This is a genomic window from Pseudothioclava arenosa, assembly GCF_002358085.1.
Classification (GTDB): domain Bacteria; phylum Pseudomonadota; class Alphaproteobacteria; order Rhodobacterales; family Rhodobacteraceae; genus Pseudothioclava; species Pseudothioclava arenosa.
Genome location: NZ_NTJD01000011.1, coordinates 55,266 through 70,677, shown reverse-complemented (window position 1 = coordinate 70,677; position 15,412 = coordinate 55,266). Strand labels below are relative to the sequence as shown.

Annotated in this window: 17 protein-coding genes; 10 read left to right on the top strand and 7 right to left on the bottom strand. The window is 65.2% G+C overall.

The window, feature by feature from the left end:
* The 3 genes from CLN94_RS13145 to CLN94_RS13135 all read left to right on the top strand — a co-directional run.
* Positions 1 to 146: 4Fe-4S dicluster domain-containing protein (locus CLN94_RS13145; protein WP_143598930.1), on the top strand; the 146-nt coding region annotated here is incomplete at its 5' end.
* Between the two features lie 125 nt (positions 147 to 271).
* Positions 272 to 1,969, top strand: coding sequence for a tetratricopeptide repeat protein (locus CLN94_RS13140; RefSeq protein WP_143598929.1), 1,698 nt, complete (start codon positions 272 to 274; stop codon positions 1,967 to 1,969).
* A 2-nt stretch (positions 1,970 to 1,971) separates the two neighbouring features.
* Positions 1,972 to 2,865, top strand: a complete 894-nt coding sequence (locus CLN94_RS13135; RefSeq protein WP_096434411.1) for a 4-(cytidine 5'-diphospho)-2-C-methyl-D-erythritol kinase — start codon at positions 1,972 to 1,974, stop codon at positions 2,863 to 2,865.
* A gap of 126 nt (positions 2,866 to 2,991) precedes the next feature.
* Here the strand turns inward: CLN94_RS13135 and CLN94_RS13130 are convergent, their stop codons facing one another.
* Complete coding sequence (locus CLN94_RS13130) at positions 2,992 to 3,993, bottom strand: polyprenyl synthetase family protein (protein ID WP_096434403.1); 1,002 nt, start codon at positions 3,991 to 3,993, stop codon at positions 2,992 to 2,994.
* 61 nt (positions 3,994 to 4,054) lie between these two features.
* Here CLN94_RS13130 and CLN94_RS13125 point away from each other — a divergent pair, with 61 nt between their 5' ends.
* The 3 genes from CLN94_RS13125 to CLN94_RS13115 all read left to right on the top strand — a co-directional run bounded on the left by CLN94_RS13125 (position 4,055) and on the right by CLN94_RS13115 (position 5,314).
* The gene (locus CLN94_RS13125; protein ID WP_096434402.1) at positions 4,055 to 4,267 is read left to right on the top strand and encodes a putative signal transducing protein; all 213 of its coding nucleotides are present in this window, start codon (positions 4,055 to 4,057) and stop codon (positions 4,265 to 4,267) included.
* Positions 4,267 to 5,028, top strand: coding sequence for a tRNA1(Val) (adenine(37)-N6)-methyltransferase (locus CLN94_RS13120; protein WP_096434401.1), 762 nt, complete (start codon positions 4,267 to 4,269; stop codon positions 5,026 to 5,028). The genes CLN94_RS13125 and CLN94_RS13120 overlap by 1 nt, the downstream gene beginning before the upstream one ends.
* A 118-nt stretch (positions 5,029 to 5,146) precedes the next feature.
* Complete coding sequence (locus CLN94_RS13115) at positions 5,147 to 5,314, top strand: YdcH family protein (RefSeq protein WP_096434400.1); 168 nt, start codon at positions 5,147 to 5,149, stop codon at positions 5,312 to 5,314.
* Between the two features lie 33 nt (positions 5,315 to 5,347).
* Here CLN94_RS13115 and yddG read toward each other — a convergent pair whose 3' ends face one another.
* The 5 genes from yddG to CLN94_RS13090 all read right to left on the bottom strand — a co-directional run bounded on the left by yddG (position 5,348) and on the right by CLN94_RS13090 (position 10,409).
* Positions 5,348 to 6,226, bottom strand: coding sequence for an aromatic amino acid exporter YddG (gene yddG, locus CLN94_RS13110; protein ID WP_096434399.1), 879 nt, complete (start codon positions 6,224 to 6,226; stop codon positions 5,348 to 5,350).
* Positions 6,204 to 7,136, bottom strand: a complete 933-nt coding sequence (gene gcvA, locus CLN94_RS13105; RefSeq protein WP_096434398.1) for a transcriptional regulator GcvA — start codon at positions 7,134 to 7,136, stop codon at positions 6,204 to 6,206. Before gcvA ends, yddG begins: the two co-directional genes overlap by 23 nt.
* A 271-nt stretch (positions 7,137 to 7,407) precedes the next feature.
* Positions 7,408 to 8,133 (bottom strand): acetoacetyl-CoA reductase, encoded by a 726-nt coding sequence (gene phbB, locus CLN94_RS13100; RefSeq protein WP_096434397.1) that lies wholly within the window; start codon positions 8,131 to 8,133, stop codon positions 7,408 to 7,410.
* A gap of 105 nt (positions 8,134 to 8,238) precedes the next feature.
* Entirely contained in the window at positions 8,239 to 9,414 is a 1,176-nt protein-coding gene (locus CLN94_RS13095) for an acetyl-CoA C-acetyltransferase (RefSeq protein WP_096434396.1), read from the bottom strand.
* Positions 9,415 to 9,566: 152 nt separating this feature from the next.
* Positions 9,567 to 10,409 carry an EAL domain-containing protein gene (locus CLN94_RS13090; RefSeq protein WP_096434395.1) on the bottom strand — a complete coding sequence of 281 codons (843 nt, stop codon included), beginning with the start codon at positions 10,407 to 10,409 and terminating at the stop codon, positions 9,567 to 9,569.
* Positions 10,410 to 10,582: 173 nt separating this feature from the next.
* Here CLN94_RS13090 and CLN94_RS13085 point away from each other — a divergent pair, with 173 nt between their 5' ends.
* Positions 10,583 to 11,836 carry a PAS domain-containing protein gene (locus tag CLN94_RS13085; protein WP_096434394.1) on the top strand — a complete coding sequence of 418 codons (1,254 nt, stop codon included), beginning with the start codon at positions 10,583 to 10,585 and terminating at the stop codon, positions 11,834 to 11,836.
* Positions 11,837 to 11,845: 9 nt separating this feature from the next.
* On the opposite strand, the gene CLN94_RS13080 is transcribed toward CLN94_RS13085, so the two are convergent.
* Positions 11,846 to 12,388: a TlpA family protein disulfide reductase gene (locus tag CLN94_RS13080; RefSeq protein WP_245845245.1), complete on the bottom strand. Its 543-nt coding sequence runs from the start codon at positions 12,386 to 12,388 to the stop codon at positions 11,846 to 11,848.
* Between the two features lie 25 nt (positions 12,389 to 12,413).
* Here CLN94_RS13080 and argH point away from each other — a divergent pair, with 25 nt between their 5' ends.
* From argH to lysA, 3 genes are all read left to right on the top strand, one after another.
* On the top strand, positions 12,414 to 13,820 hold the full coding sequence (gene argH / locus CLN94_RS13075; RefSeq protein WP_096434393.1) for an argininosuccinate lyase: 1,407 nt from the start codon (positions 12,414 to 12,416) through the stop codon (positions 13,818 to 13,820).
* On the top strand, positions 13,817 to 13,969 hold the full coding sequence (locus CLN94_RS14035; protein ID WP_179300314.1) for a hypothetical protein: 153 nt from the start codon (positions 13,817 to 13,819) through the stop codon (positions 13,967 to 13,969). Before argH ends, CLN94_RS14035 begins: the two co-directional genes overlap by 4 nt.
* 162 nt (positions 13,970 to 14,131) lie before the next feature.
* Complete coding sequence (lysA, locus tag CLN94_RS13070) at positions 14,132 to 15,397, top strand: diaminopimelate decarboxylase (protein WP_096434392.1); 1,266 nt, start codon at positions 14,132 to 14,134, stop codon at positions 15,395 to 15,397.
* The last annotated feature ends 15 nt before the right edge of the window (positions 15,398 to 15,412 follow it).

The following is a 15,412-nucleotide window of genomic DNA, read 5'->3' as shown; positions in this document are numbered from 1 at the left end:
TGGAAGACGAGGAAGGCAACCCGCGTTTCCAGGTCAACTTCCAGAACTGCGTCCACTGCAAAACCTGCGATATCAAAGATCCCAGCCAAAACATCACCTGGACTACCCCTCAGGGCGGCGATGGGCCGAATTATCCCAACATGTAACCGGCGCGGGCCCCGCGGCCCGAGGTCACATCGACGTGTTGCGGGGGGTGCCATGCGCCCCCCGCATTGCTTTGTCGGGGCGAGGCCGCTACCTTCGGGGCACCCGCCGCGAAAGGAAGACCCATTTGTCCGCCCGCTCTCTTGCCGCTCGCCTTCTGATTTCCTCTATCCTATTGGCATCGCATCCATTTTCGGCTGCGCAAGCCGAAGATGCCGGCGCCTATCTGGCCGCCCAGATCGCGGCGCATGAATTCGATTACACCGCCGCGGCGCGCTACTATGAGCGGCTGATCTCCGAAGAAAATCCCACGCCCGAGCTGATCGAGGCCGCGATGATCTCGGAAGTCGGGCGCGGCGCCCTGCCAGAGGCGCTGACGATCGCGCAGCGTCTTGCGGCGGCGGAGCCCGAGAACAAGATCGCCTCGCTGCTCCTGGTCGCGGAGCCCGTCCGCGAGGGCGATTTCGCCGGCGCGCTCGCGCAGCTTGATGGCAAGCCCGAGGCCTGGCTGATGGGTGACAACCTGATGCGCGGCTGGTTGCAGGCGGGGCTTGGCCAGATGTCGGAGGCTGTGAAGTCCTTTGATGCCGCCGGCGAAGAGGCCGGGTTCGAAAGCTTCGCGGCCTATCACAAGGCGCTGGCGCTGGCGATGGTAGGCGATTTCGAAGGTGCCGATGCGGTGCTGTCCTCGGAAGCCGGGCAGAGCGTTCTGACCTCGCGCCGGGGCGTTCTGACGCATGTGCAGGTGCTCTCGCAGCTCGAACGCAACCCCGACGCGATCGCGCTGATCGACAAGGTGTTTGGCCGCTCGACCGATGCCGAAATTTCCGGCCTGCGCACTGCGCTTGAGGTGGGCGAGGCGCTGGATTTCACGCTGGTCAACGATGCGCGCGAAGGTGTGGCCGAGCTCTATTACAGCTTTGGCACCGCGCTTGTTGGCGAGATGCCGCAGGGTTTTTCTCTGATTTTCACCCGGATTGCGAGCTGGCTGCGCCCGGATCTGAGCGACGCCGCGCTGGTGACGGCGGGGCTTCTGGAATCGATCGGGCAGCATGATCTGGCGATCGCGGCCTTTGCCGAGGTGCAGCCCGAAAGCCCGGCCTTTGCCTCCGCCGAGATCGGCCGCGCCGATGCGATGGTGGCGGCGGGCCGGAGCGAGGCGGCGATCGAGGTATTGGAAAACCTGACCCGGACCAAGGGCGAGCAGGCCGGCGTCTGGATCGCCTTGGGCGATGCGCTACGCCGCGAAGACCGCTTTGCCGAATCCGCCGATGCCTATGACAAGGCGATCGATATTTTGGGCGCACCTCAGCCCGACGACTGGTTCGTCTGGTATGCCCGCGCGATTTCGCAGGAGCGTTCGGATCAGTGGGACAAGGCCGAGCCGGGGTTCCGCAAGGCGCTTGAACTCAACCCGGGTCAGCCGTCGGTGTTGAATTACCTCGGTTATTCCTATGTCGAGAAGCAGCAGAACCTCGATGAAGCGCTGACGATGATCGAGCAGGCGGTGGCCGCGCGCCCTGATGCCGGTTACATCGTCGACAGCCTTGGCTGGGCGCTCTATCGGCTGGGTCGCTACGAAGAGGCCGTCGTGCATATGGAGCGTGCGGTCGAGTTGGAGGCGGTCGATGCCGTGGTGAACGACCATCTCGGCGATGTCTATTGGGCGGTCGGACGCAAGCGCGAGGCTGAATTCCAGTGGAAACGCGCGCTCAGCTTCGGGCCGAATGACGATCTGGATATGGACCGGGTGCGGCGCAAGCTCGAGCTTGGCCTCGACAAAGTGCTCGAGAGCGAAGGCGCGCCGCCGCTGCGGGCCGAGTGATGATGCCCACTTTCGAGGCGCTGGCGCCGGCCAAGGTGAACCTGACGCTCCTGGTGACGGGGCTGCGGGACGATGGCTATCACCTGCTGGAAAGCCTCGTGGTCTTTGCGGGCGTGGGCGATCAGCTGCGGGTCGAGCCCGCCGAGACGCTCAGCCTGTCGGTTTCCGGGCCGCGCGCGGCGGGCGTGCCAGAAGACGGGCGCAACCTTGTGCTCAAGGCGGCCGAACGGCTGCGCGCGCTGCGCGGCGTCACGGCTGGTGCGCGGATCTCGCTGGAGAAACACCTGCCGCATGGCGGCGGCATTGGCGGGGGCTCCTCCGATGCGGCGACGGCGATCCGACTGCTGTCGCAGCTTTGGGGCGTGGCGCCGCTGACACGTGCCGAGGCTCTGCCGCTGGGCGCCGATATCCCGGTCTGCCTCGCCGCGCCCGCGCCGCGCTTGATGTGCGGCATTGGCGAGGACCTGAGCCCGGTTCCGGCGCTGCCCTCGGCCTGGCTCGTGCTGGTCAATCCAGGCGTCGAAATGCCCACGCCCAAGGTTTTCCGCGCCTTCGACGCGGCCTATCCGCCCACCGCGCAGCGCCATGCGCCCCTGCCGCCGACGCCTGATTTCGAGGCGTTTACGGCGTGGCTCCACGGGCATCACAATGATCTGACAAAGGTCCTGAACGATCCGCAGGGCGAAGCCTATGTGCCGCAGATCGCCGAGATCCTCACGGTGCTTAGCGGCGCAGGCGGAACGGCAGATTGCGACATGTCCGGCTCGGGCAGCACCTGCTGGGGCCTCTTCGCGGACGAACCCGCCGCCCGCACAGCCGCAGCGGCCCTTGCGGCAACCCATCCCGACTGGTGGGTCACCGCCGCGCCGATCCTCTCGGATCACGCCGCGCCCTGATCTTCATTTTGCCGGAAATATCCCGGGGGGTGAGGCGGGAAGAAGCGGGCTTCCTGCGGAAGCACGCCCCGCCGAACGCACGAGCTTGCGAGTGCAGTGCGGGGGCAGCGCCCCCGCGGCCCTCGATCAACGCACGCGGGCGACGATGTAGTCGGCCAGATCGTCCAGCATCTCGCGCAGCGGTGCTTCCGGCAAAAGACGCAGCGCGGCGCGGGCGCGCTCGATCCAGGCGATCGCCTCGGCGCGGGTTTCCTTCAGCGCACCGTGCTTCGCCATCAGCGCCATCGCCCGCTCCAGGTCGCCCTCTTGCTGGTCGCCCTTTTCGATCACGCGCGACCAGAAGGCGCGTTCTTCGGCATCGGCTTTGGCCACCGCCTTGATCACCGGCAGCGTCAGCTTGCGCTCGCGGAAATCGTCGCCAACGTTCTTGCCGATCACGTCGCTCGTGCCGGAATAATCCAACAGGTCGTCGACCATCTGGAAGGCGATCCCGAGCGCGTCGCCATAATCAAAAAGCGCGCGGATCTGTTCTTCGGGCGCGCCGGCGATCACGCCGCCCACCTCGGTCGCAGCCGAGAACAGCGCCGCCGTCTTGCCGCGCACCACCTTCAGATAGGTCCCGGCATCGGTCGCCAGATCCTGCGCGGCGGTCAGTTGCAGCACCTCGCCCTCGGTGATCACCGCGGAGGCATTCGACAGGATCGAGAGCACGCGGATGTTCTGCGTGTCGGTCATCAGCTGGAAGGCGCGGGCAAAGAGGTAATCGCCCACCAGAACCGAGCTTTTGTTGTCCCACAGCAGGTTCGCCGTGGGGCGGCCCCGGCGCTGCAGGCTTTCATCGACCACATCGTCATGCAGAAGTGTGGCGGTATGAATGAACTCGACCGCAGTGGCGAGATGCACGTGGAAGGGGCCGTCGTAGCCACAAAGCTTCGCGGCGGCGAGCGTCAGCATCGGGCGCAGCCGCTTGCCGCCGGCGCCGACCAGATGGGCGGTGACCTCGGGAATGCGCGGCGCATGTTCGGAAACCATGCGCTGGCCGATCATCGCATCCACCGCGTTCATTTCCGCGTTCAGGGCCGCAGCCAGCCGATCGTGCGGTTTCGTCGCCTTGTCATCGAGGCTCATCGTGACTCCTTGCCGTTTCCATCCCTCGACAGGCGGGGGGAATGCCCGCTAGGGAAGGATCATGAAAGAACTCATCCGCACCACAGACCCGGTGAAACTCGCAATCGCGGCAGCCCTTCTTGAGGGCGAGGGTATAGCGACGTTTCAGATGGACGTCCACATGAGCGTGCTCGAAGGCAGCCTCGGCATTTTGCCGCGCCGGCTGATGGTGCAGGACCGCGACCTGTTCATGGCGCGCGCGATCCTCGCGGATAACGAGATCGAGGCGGATTGATGTTTGCGGATAGCGATCTGACGCGGGATCGGTTCCTCGACGGGCGGCTGATGATCTGGCAGCCGAAGGCGGGGTATCGCGCGGCGATGGACCCGGTGCTCTTGGCCGCATGCTGTCCCGCCGAGCCTGGGCAGGCGGTGCTGGAGCTGGGCTGCGGCGTGGGGGTGGCGAGCCTCTGCCTTGGCTGGCGCGTGCCGGGTGTGCAGCTGGTGGGGCTTGAGCTGCAACCGGACTACGCCGCGCTCGCCCGGCGCAATGCCGCAGAAAACGGGATCGCGCTTGCGGTCCACGAAGGCGACCTGTCGCGGATGCCGGCCGAGCTGCGCGCGCAGAGCTTCGACCATGTCATCGCGAACCCGCCCTATTTTCCGCCCGGTTCGGGCACCGAGGCCCGCGACGCTGGCCGCGAGCGCGGTCAGCGCGAGGACACGCCGCTGTCCGAATGGATCGATCAGGGGTTTCGGAGGCTGCATCCGGGCGGCTGGCTGAGCGTGATCCAGAATGCCGACCGCCTTCCCGAGATCCTCTCGGCGATTGGTTCAAAGGGGGGCGCGACGCGGGTCCTGCCGATTGCGGGGCGGGTCGGGCGCGAGGCGGGCCGGGTGATCGTGCAAAGCCGCAAGGGCGCGCGCACGCCGTTTCGCCTGTTGCCGCCGTTGGTGCTGCACGCAGCGCCCGAACATGCTGCGGACGCGGAGGATCTTACTGAAATTGCTCAAAATCTGCTGCGTCGCGGCGCAAACTTGCGCTTATCGTCTTAACGCTTTCGCAAGATTTCGTGAGGCAGGCTAAAACCTGCGCAGCCCATGCAACAAATTCGTGACAAGACTCACTTGCTGTGCTGCAATCGACCTATCAACAACAGGAGAGGAGACTGCCATGTCGCTGGGTTCGCATATCACCGAACTTCGCAAGAAACATCAGGCATTGTCGGAACAGGTTGAGCGTGCGGCCCGCAGCCCGGGCGTCGATGATCTCGCCATCGCCGAAATGAAAAAGCAGAAACTCCGGATCAAAGAAGAGATCATGCGCCTCGAACAGGCGTGAGAATAGCGGGGCGGCGCGGGAAACCGGGCCGCCTCAGCGCTTTCGGCTCGCCATGGCGGCCAGAAAGGCACCGGCAGCAATCATGACGGCCGCCAGCAGCAAGCGAGGCGAGGCGGCCGCGAAACCAGCCAGAATCAGCACAGTGGTGGACAGCAGCGGCGCGGCATAGGACAGCGTGCCGAGCATCTGGATATCGCCGCGCTTCACCCCGATATCCCAGGTGAAAAACGCCAACCCCACCGGCCCGAGCCCCAGCGCGGCGACCGAGGCCCAGCCCAATGTGGTCGCAGGCCAGACCGTGTCTTCCAGCGCAAGATGGGCCACCAGCGACAGCACCGACGTGGCGAGGCAATAGACGGTGACGGCGGCGGTCGGAACTTGGCCGAAGCGGCGCGAGATCAGCGAATAGCTCGACCAGGTGAGCGCGCAAAGAAACGCCAGCGCATAGCCGGGCAGGGCCTCGGCCGAGGCGCTGAAGCCCGATTTCGCGACGATCAGCGCCGCGCCGCCAAAAGCCACCAGAGCGCCGATGACATGGCCCGCGCGCAACCGCTCGCCGGGCAGGAGGCCGGAAAACAGCACGATCAGCAGCGGCCAGAGATAGGCGATCAGCCCGGCCTCGGCGGGCGGCGCGAGGCTCAGCGCCGAGAAATACAGGTAGTGATAGCCAAACAGCCCCGCCGTGCCGATCGCATAGGCCCGGAGCGGCACGGCGCGCAGCAAGGGCAGGGTGCCCGTTGCCGCGCACCAGATCAGGCCGATCGTGCCGCCGATCGCGAAGCAGATTGCGTTGAGTTGCAGCGCCGGCACCGGCTGCGCGCCCACCGTGAACAGCGCCAGCAGCGCCCAAAGCGCCACCGCCGAAAACCCGATCAGGGTCGCGCGGGTCTTACCACTCTGTGCGGAAGTCACGTCCTGTCTCCTGCTCGACCGCCGTCGCGGCCTCGTCCTGTAACCAGTCCAGAAAGGCGCGCACCGGCGCGCGGGTTTCGGCGCCTGGGGCGCAGAGGAAGCGATAGCTTTCCTGCGGCACGAGCGCCAGCGCGAAAGGTGCGACCAGCCGCCCGCTGCGCAGCGCATCCTGCGCCAGCGTGCCGCGCCCCAGCGCCACGCCCGCCCCGCTCAGCGCGGCATCGAGGGCGTGATCGGCTTGAGAAAACTGCGCGGCGGCATCCGGGGGCGCGCCAAGGCCTGCCAGCCGGAACCACGCCGCCCAATCGGCCTGCTGCCGCATGAAGGCGGTCTCATCATGATGTAGAAGCGGCGCTGATTTCAGGCTTTCGGGCGTTGGAAAGCGCGCGGCCAGATCGGGCGTCATCATCGGCGTCAGCCATTCGCGCAAAAGCTGCCCGCTGAACAGACCCTCGGCGCGGTCGGGGCCGAAGCGCAGCGCAACGTCGACATCATCGTGGCGCAGGTCCAGAAGCCGGAAAGTCGCGGCAAAGCGCAGTTCGATGCCGGGGTGCCGACGGGCAAATTCGAACAGGCGCGGCGCCAGCCATTTCGAGGTGAAAGCCGGTCCCGCGGTGATCGAAACCACCTCGCCCTGCGACTGGCGGCGCGCGGCGCGCCAGGCTTCGCGCAGGCTGCCCATGCCGTCGCGCACGCCGGGCAGGAGCCGTCGCCCCGCCTCGGTCAGCGCGATCGAGCGATGCGCGCGGCTGAAGACGGGCTCGCCGAGCAGGTCTTCTAGTTGGCGGATCTGGAACGAGAGTGCGGCGGGCGTCACGTGCAGTTCGGTCGCTGCCTGCTGAAACGACAGGTGGCGCGCGGCGGCCTCGAAGGCGCGCAGGGCGGTCAGGGGAGGCGCGTCGCTGCTCATGGATAAGAAAATCTTGTGTGATGCGGAAAATATCCGCGTTTGAGTCAATAATAATTAGATGGGATTAATTTAGGAAAGGAAATTCTTTTCGGAGTAAAGGTTATGATCCAGATTCCCACCTCTGACCGTCAGGCGCGCGCCCACGGCCATGCCCTCGACCTGCGCCGTTGTGCTTTTGCGCGGCTCTGGAGGGCGCTCGTTCCGCGCTTCGGGGCAACGAAAAGGGCCGCCCCCTTGCAGGGACGGCCCGAATGCTGCGGCTGAGCCGGGATCAGACGACGAACTGGCCGCCGTTGGCCGAGATCGTCGAGCCGGTCACGAAGCCGGCGTCGTCGCTCGCCAGGAAGACCACGCAGCGCGCGATTTCTTCCGGCTCGCCCAGACGGCCGACCGGGATTTGCGGGATGATGCGCTCGTTCAGGACTTTCTCGTCGATGGCGCGGACCATCTCGGTCGCGATATAGCCCGGGCAGATCGCGTTCACGGTGATGCCAGCGCGCGCGCCTTCCTGGGCCAGAGCCTTGGTGAAGCCGAGGTCGCCTGCTTTCGCGGCCGAGTAGTTGGCCTGACCGGCCTGACCTTTTTGGCCGTTGACCGACGAGATGTTGATGATGCGACCGAACTTGCGGTCACGCATCCCCGACCACAGCGGGTGGGTCATGTTGAACACGCCGCTCAGGTTGGTGTCGAGCACCTCTTTCCACTGCTGCGGGGTCATCTTGTGGAACATCGCGTCGCGGGTGATGCCCGCGTTGTTCACCAGCACGTCGACGGGGCCCAGATCGGCCTCGACCTGCGCGATCCCGGCGGCGCAGGCGTCGTATTCGGCAACCGACCACTTGTAGGTCTTGATGCCGGTCTCGGCGGTGAATTTCGCAGCCGCCTCATCGTTCCCCGCGTAGTTCGCGGCGACGGTGTAGCCGGCGTTTTTCAGGGCAACGGAGATGGCCGCGCCAATGCCGCGCGAACCACCAGTGACCAATGCAACTCGAGCCATGATTCCTCCTCTGGATCAATGTGTTTGAAATCCTGTTACCGAAAATAATGAGGGCGCGCAACAAAGTTGCGCGCCCTGTTTCGCAATTGCAGCGAATTGTTACGATCAGAGGCCTTCGAGGCACATCGCAACGCCCATGCCGCCGCCGATGCAGAGCGTGGCGAGGCCTTTTTTCGCGCCCGAACGTTTCATTTCGAAGACAAGCGTGTTCAGGATGCGGCAGCCCGAGGCGCCGATCGGGTGGCCGATCGCGATCGCGCCGCCGTTCACGTTCACCTTCGAGGTATCCCAGCCCATGTCCTTGTTCACGGCGCAGGCCTGCGCGGCGAAGGCTTCGTTGGCTTCGATCAGGTCGAGGTCCGAGGCTTTCCAGCCGGCTTTTTCAAGAGCCTTGCGCGACGACGGGATCGGGCCGCAGCCCATGATCGACGGGTCGAGGCCGGCGGTCGCGTAGGAGGCGATGCGCGCGAGCGGGGTCAGGCCGCGCTTGGCGGCTTCTTCTTCGGTCATCAGCAGCACGGCGGCGGCGCCGTCGTTGATCCCCGAGGCGTTGCCCGCGGTGACCGAGCCGTCCTTGGTGAAGGCCGGGCGCAGTTTCTGCATCGACTCGATGGTTGCGCCGTGACGGATGTATTCATCGGCATCGACGATGATCTCGCCCTTGCGGGTCTTGACGGTGAAGGGGGTGATCTCGTCCTTGAACTTGCCGGCCTTCTGCGCGGCCTCGGCCTTGAGCTGCGAGTTCAGCGCGAATTCGTCCTGCATCTCGCGCGAGATCTGCCACTGGTTGGCGACGTTCTCGGCGGTCTGACCCATGTGATAGCCGTTGAACGCGTCCCAGAGGCCGTCCTTGATCATGCAGTCGATCATCTTCATGTCGCCCATCTTCTGGCCGGCACGCAGGTGCGCGACATGGGGGCTGAGCGTCATGCTTTCCTGACCGCCCGCGACCACGATCGCGGCGTCGCCAAGCTGGATGTGCTGCGCGGCCAGCGCGACGGTGCGCAGACCCGAGCCGCAGACCTGGTTGATCGACCAGGCGGCGGATTCGATCGGCAGGCCAGCGTGGATATGCGCCTGACGGGCCGGGTTCTGGCCCTGGCCGGCGGTCAGAACCTGACCAAGGATCGTTTCGGAAACATCGGCTTTCTCGATGCCCGCGCGGGCAACGACGGCCTCGATCACGGCGGCGCCGAGTTCATGGGCCGGGGTGTTGGCGAACGAGCCGTTGAAGCTGCCAACCGCGGTGCGGGCCGCGGAAACGATGACGACGTTGGTCATGAGTCCTCTCCTCATAGGAATTTGGCGCGCAGAAAGGCGCGCCGTCTATGCCGCCTCGCAGCATGCCCGAAGAAGACTTTGCGTCAAGTGGAATCGGAAAGAATGCCGGCTGCGGCACGAAATTATGTTGCGCGCCCGATTTTGGCGCCGTTTCAGGCCCGCTGGACGATGCCGCTTTGTTCGGACCAGGGCGGCCGCAGCGTCGGTGCGCCAAAATAATAGCCTTGCATGCAGTCGACGCCGAGCGCGGAAAGATAGGCCGCATCTTCGGCGCTTTCGACGGATTCCGCGACGGTGAACATGTCGAAATGGCGCGCAACGCCGATCAGGGCCTCGGTCAAGACCTGATTGTCGGGGTTCTGCGCAATGCCGCGGATGAACTCGCCGTCGATCTTGAGAATGTCGAAATAGAACTCGCGCAGGTAGCGAAACGAGGTATAGCCCGCGCCGAAATCGTCGAGCGCGAAGCTGACGCCGCGCTGGTGCAGGTCTTCCATGAAGACGGTGACGATCTCGGGCATCTGCATGGCGGAACTTTCGGTGATCTCGAGGATCAGCCGGTCGGCGATGGTTTCGTCGACCGCCAGTCCGCGGTGCAGGGTCTTGAGCCAGCTCGGGTAGCCGACCGAGCGCGCCGACATGTTGACCGCAAGACGCAGCGTCGGCTGCTCGGCCAGGGCGCGCAGCCCGAGTTCGAGGGCGAGGCAGTCGACCTTGCGGCCAAGCTCGGTGGTCTCGATCACCGAGATGAAATCCCGCGCGGGAATGATCCGCCCGGTCGTGTCGAGCACCCGGATCAGGCCTTCGTAAAAGGCGACGCGACCGGGTTCGGAAGTCTGGACGACCGGTTGATAGGCCATCACGACATCGCGCCGTTCGATCGCGCGCCGGACCATGGCGAGCGTCTCGCGGTCCCGCTGCGCGACAGCGAAATCCAGCGGGTTACTCTCGTCGCGGCTGTAAGGCTCATCAAAGCTCATACGGCTGTCGGTCATCCTGCGCTCCTTCTCGGCTTCGCCCAGATTCGGGGAAACCAGCTAAGAACCCGTAAAGCCGTGCGCAGAGTTTCGCTTATGGTTAACGGCCCGCGCGCAAGCGTTGCCGGTGATAAACCTCTTTGAAAGGACTGCGCGCTAGCCTCGAGTCGCACCCATGGCGAGAGGCGGATATGGCGAATCCTGCGGAGGGCTCGGAGGCCCGCGGAAAAGACGAAGCCGAGGTATACCTTGGCTATGATGAACTGTTCTATTCGCGCACGGATGCGCGCGGGATCATCCGCTCCGGGAACGATATTTTCCAGCGTGTGTCACAGTATGAATGGTCGGAGCTGCTGGGGGCGCCGCATCGCATCGTGCGCCATCCCGGAACCCCGCGCGGGGTGTTCCGGATCCTGTGGGACGCGATCCAGAAGGACAATCCGATGGGCGCCTATGTGAAGAACAGGGCGAAATCGGGGGGGTATTACTGGGTTTTCGCGGTGATCGTGCCGATCCCGGGCGGGTTCCTTTCGGTCCGGCTCAAGCCGTCGAGCACGATTTTTCCCAAGGTTCAGGAGATCTATGCCCGGCTCGCCCCTTGGGAACGGGACGGTCGTGTCGACCCCGAGGACACCGCGCGGCGGCTGCGCGAGGCGGCGGAGGCCGAGGGGTTCTCAAGCTATACCAGTTTCATGGCCTATGCGCTTGCCCATGAGCTGACGTCGCGCGATGCGCAACTCAAGCGACAGTCCGATCCGCGAACGCGGCTTCTGGCCGATCTCAATCAGGCGCTTGAAACGATCATGCGTGAGCAGGTCGGGATCCTGCACAGTTTCGAGGCGCTGCAATCGATTCCGAACAACATGCGCATCGTCGCCTCGCGGCTGGAGCCATCGGGCGGGCCGGTCTCGTCGATCTCGGAGAATTACAAGGCGGCCTCAAGCCGGATTTCGGAGCGCCTGCGCAGCTTCGTGATCGGCAAGGACAATATCTATGACAGGATGTCGCGCGAAGTGGCGCGCGCGCTGTTTCTGCTTGGCTGTGAGCGGGTGGTGGACGAAATGCGCAAGCGCTTTGCCTATCACGCACCGGTCGAAGGGATCGATTGGGCTGCCGAGCAGGTGATGCTTCTGGAGGTCGAGAAAGAAAGCGCGATACGTGCCCATACGGCCTTGCAGACGGCGGCGGAACTGGCCGAGGCCCTGACCCGCTCAAGCCGCGACATTCGCAGGCAGATGCTCGGGCTCGACACGATCCGGGTGTTGGGGCGGGTCGAATGCGGGCGGCTGCGCGAAGCCGGCAGCGCGCTGTCTTCGACGATCGATCAGCTCGACAAATTCCACGAGGATATCAAGCTGCGGCTCGAAAAGATCACATCGCTCTCGGAGGATATCGAAGGCCTGATCGCCCGCCATCTGCGCCTTGAGGCGACGAAGGCGGCGTAGCCCGGGCGCTTATTCGGCCAGCAGCGCCTCGATCACGGCCTTCGCCTCGGGGGCGTCCCAGGCGGCCTCACCGATCAGGCGCGCGGCTTCGCGGCCTTCGCGGTCGATCAGAACGGAGACCGGCAGGCCCGCGATTCCCATCGTGCGCGCCAGTTTCTGCTGAGCATCGGTGTAAAGCGGCAGGTTGGTCACGCCGACCTCTTCGAGGAAGCGCGCAACCTTCGGCGGCGGGTTGCGTCCGGTCGCGATGGCGATCACCTCGAAGTCTTCACCGCCCATTTCTGCCTGCAACCGGTCGAGCGAGGGCATCTCGGCGCGGCAGGGCGCGCACCAGACTGCCCAGAAATTCACCAGAAGCACCTTGCCCTTGTGGTCCGAAAGGCGCTGCTCGGCCCCGCCCGCATCCAGAAAGGGCACGTCGGGCAGGTCAAGCGGGGCCTCGTAGACCACGAGCTTGCGCATGTCGCCTTGCTTGAGCGCCTCCAGATCGGCGGCGGCCGCAGCATTTGCACCAAGCGCGAGGGCCGTATAAAGGACGAGTGACCGCAGCATTTTGCCTCCGACGAAGGGCCGAACAATGACCGAGCAAGCCAAGGATACCAAAGCCTCCAACGCGATGTGGGGCGGGCGTTTCGCCTCCGGGCCGGACGCGATCATGGAGGCGATCAACGCCTCGATCTCGTTCGACAAGCGGCTCTACGCCCAGGATATCCGTGGCAGCCGGGCCCACGCCGCGATGCTCGCCGCGCAGGGTATCATCAGCAATAAAGATGCAGAGGCGATCCGGGAAGGCCTCCTCACGGTTTTGTCAGAGATCGAGGGCGGGAATTTCCCCTTCTCGACGGCGCTTGAAGACATTCACATGAATGTCGAGGCGCGGCTGAAGGAGGTCATCGGCGAGCCGGCGGGGCGGCTGCACACGGCGCGCTCGCGCAATGACCAGGTGGCGACCGATTTCCGTCTTTGGGTGCGCGATCAGGCCGATGCGGCGATCGCTTCGCTCGATGCGCTGATCCGCGCCTGTCTGGCGCAGGCCGAGGCGGGCGCCGATTGGGTGATGCCGGGCTTCACCCACCTGCAGACCGCGCAGCCGGTGACCTGGGGCCATCACATGATGGCCTATGTCGAGATGTTTGCGCGCGACAAATCGCGGTTTGAAGACGCCCGCAAGCGGATGAACGAAAGCCCGCTGGGAGCGGCCGCGCTGGCTGGCACGGGCTTTCCGACCGACCGTTTCATGACCGCCGAGGCGCTGGGGTTTGACCGGCCGATGGCGAATTCGCTCGACGCGGTGTCGGATCGCGATTTCGCGCTCGAATTCCTGTCGTCGGCCTCGATCTGCGCGGTGCATCTGTCGCGTCTGGCCGAAGAGCTTGTGATCTGGTCGTCGGCGCAGTTCCGCTTTGTTGCGATGTCCGACAAATGGTCGACCGGCTCGTCGATCATGCCGCAAAAGCGCAACCCCGACGCGGCCGAGCTGATCCGCGCCAAGATCGGGCGCATCCTAGGCGCGACGGTGGCGCTGTTCACAGTGATGAAGGGGCTGCCGCTGGCCTATTCGAAGGACATGCAGGAAGACAAGGAGCAGGTCTTTGATGCGGCGGACAACCTGCTGCTGGCACTGGCGGCGATGGCCGGGATGATCTCGGACCTCACCGTCAACCGCGACAAGCTCGAGGCGGCGGCGGCGAGCGGGTTCTCGACCGCGACCGACCTGGCCGACTGGCTGGTGCGCGAGGCCGGGCTGCCCTTCCGCGATGCCCATCACGTCACCGGCACGCTGGTCGCGATGGCCGAGGCCAAGGGCTGCGACCTGCCCGATCTGACCCTCGAAGAGATGCAATCGGTCAATGGTGCGATCAATTCTTCGATCTTCGACGTGCTCGGGGTTCACAACTCGGTCGCCTCGCGGCAATCTTATGGCGGGACGGCGCCCGATCAGGTGCGCGCCCAGATCGCCCGCTGGAAGGAGCGCCTTGCGTGAAAACTGCCGCCGTCCTGACCCTGCTGATGCTGGCCGCCTGTTCCGAGCCGCGCCTTTACACGGGTGTGTCGATCGGGCCGGGCGGGGTCAATGTCTATCCGGCGGTTTCGGGCACGGTGGGCGGCGCGAAAGTGACGGTGGCCCCATGATCCGGACCTTGCTTGCGCTGACGCTTCTGGCCGGGCTGGCCGCCTGCGGGATCGACGGCCCGCCGGTGCCGCCCTCGAAGGTCACCGAGGCGCAGGCGCTTTAGCTTTTCCTGCGCCCTCAAACGCGCTAAGGCGTGCGAAACAACCTCGCGCGGGGCTTTCATGGACCATTTCCTGTATCAAAACGGTGTTCTGCATGCCGAAGACGTGCCGCTTCCCGAGATCGCGGCGGCGGTCGGCACGCCCTTTTACGTCTATTCGGTGGCGACGCTGACGCGGCATTTCAAGCTGTTTGAAGAGGCGCTTTCGGGCCTGCCGCATATGGTCTGTTTCGCGATCAAGTCGAACTCGAACCTTGCCGTGCTCAAGGTGCTGGGCGATCTGGGCGCGGGAATGGATGTGGTTTCGGGCGGCGAATACCGCCGCGCCAAGGCCGCGGGTGTGCCGGACGAGCGGATCGTGTTTTCCGGCGTTGGCAAGACGCGAGAGGAAATCCATCTGGCGCTCTCGGGCGGCATCCGCCAGTTCAACGTCGAATCCGAGCCGGAGCTGCGGGTGATTTCGCAGGTCGCGACCGAGCTGGGCGTGACCGCGCCGATCGCGCTGCGGGTGAACCCGGATGTTGACGCGAAAACCCATGAGAAGATCGCGACCGGCAAGTCGGAAAACAAGTTCGGCATCCCGATCGCCAAGGCCCGCGCCGCCTATGCCGAGGCCGCCCGGCTTCCCGGCATCGAGGTGGTGGGCGTCGATGTGCATATCGGCTCGCAGCTGACCGATCTGGCGCCCTTCGAAGCGGCTTTCCTGAAGGTGCGCGAGCTGACGCTGGCGCTGCGCGAAGACGGGCACGCCATTCGCCGCCTCGATCTGGGCGGCGGGCTTGGCATTCCCTACACCCGCTCGAACGAGGCGCCGCCCTTGCCGCTCGATTACGGCGCGGTGATCAAGCGCACCGTGGGCGATCTGGACTGCGAGATCGAGATCGAGCCGGGCCGTCTGATTTCCGGCAATGCCGGGCTGATGGTCACTTCGGTGATCTATCTGAAAGAGGGCGAGGGGCGGAATTTCCTGATCGTGGACGCGGCAATGAACGACCTCGTGCGGCCCTCGATGTATAACGCGCATCACGACATCGTCCCGGTGATCGAGCCCGCCCCCGGCACCGAGCCCGAGCCCTTCGACATCGTGGGCCCGGTCTGCGAGACCGGCGATACATTCGCCAAGGCGCGCGACCTGACGCCGCTGGGCCCGGGTGATCTGGTGGCCTTCCGCTCGGCGGGGGCCTATGGCGCGGTGATGTCCTCGGAATACAACTCGCGCCCGCTGATCCCCGAGGTTCTTGTCAGCGGGGATCACTTTGCGGTCATTCGCGCGAGACCGAGCTTTGAGGAAATGCTGGCCCGCGATAGCATTCCTGAATGGCTCTGATCGGGGATTCTGCCC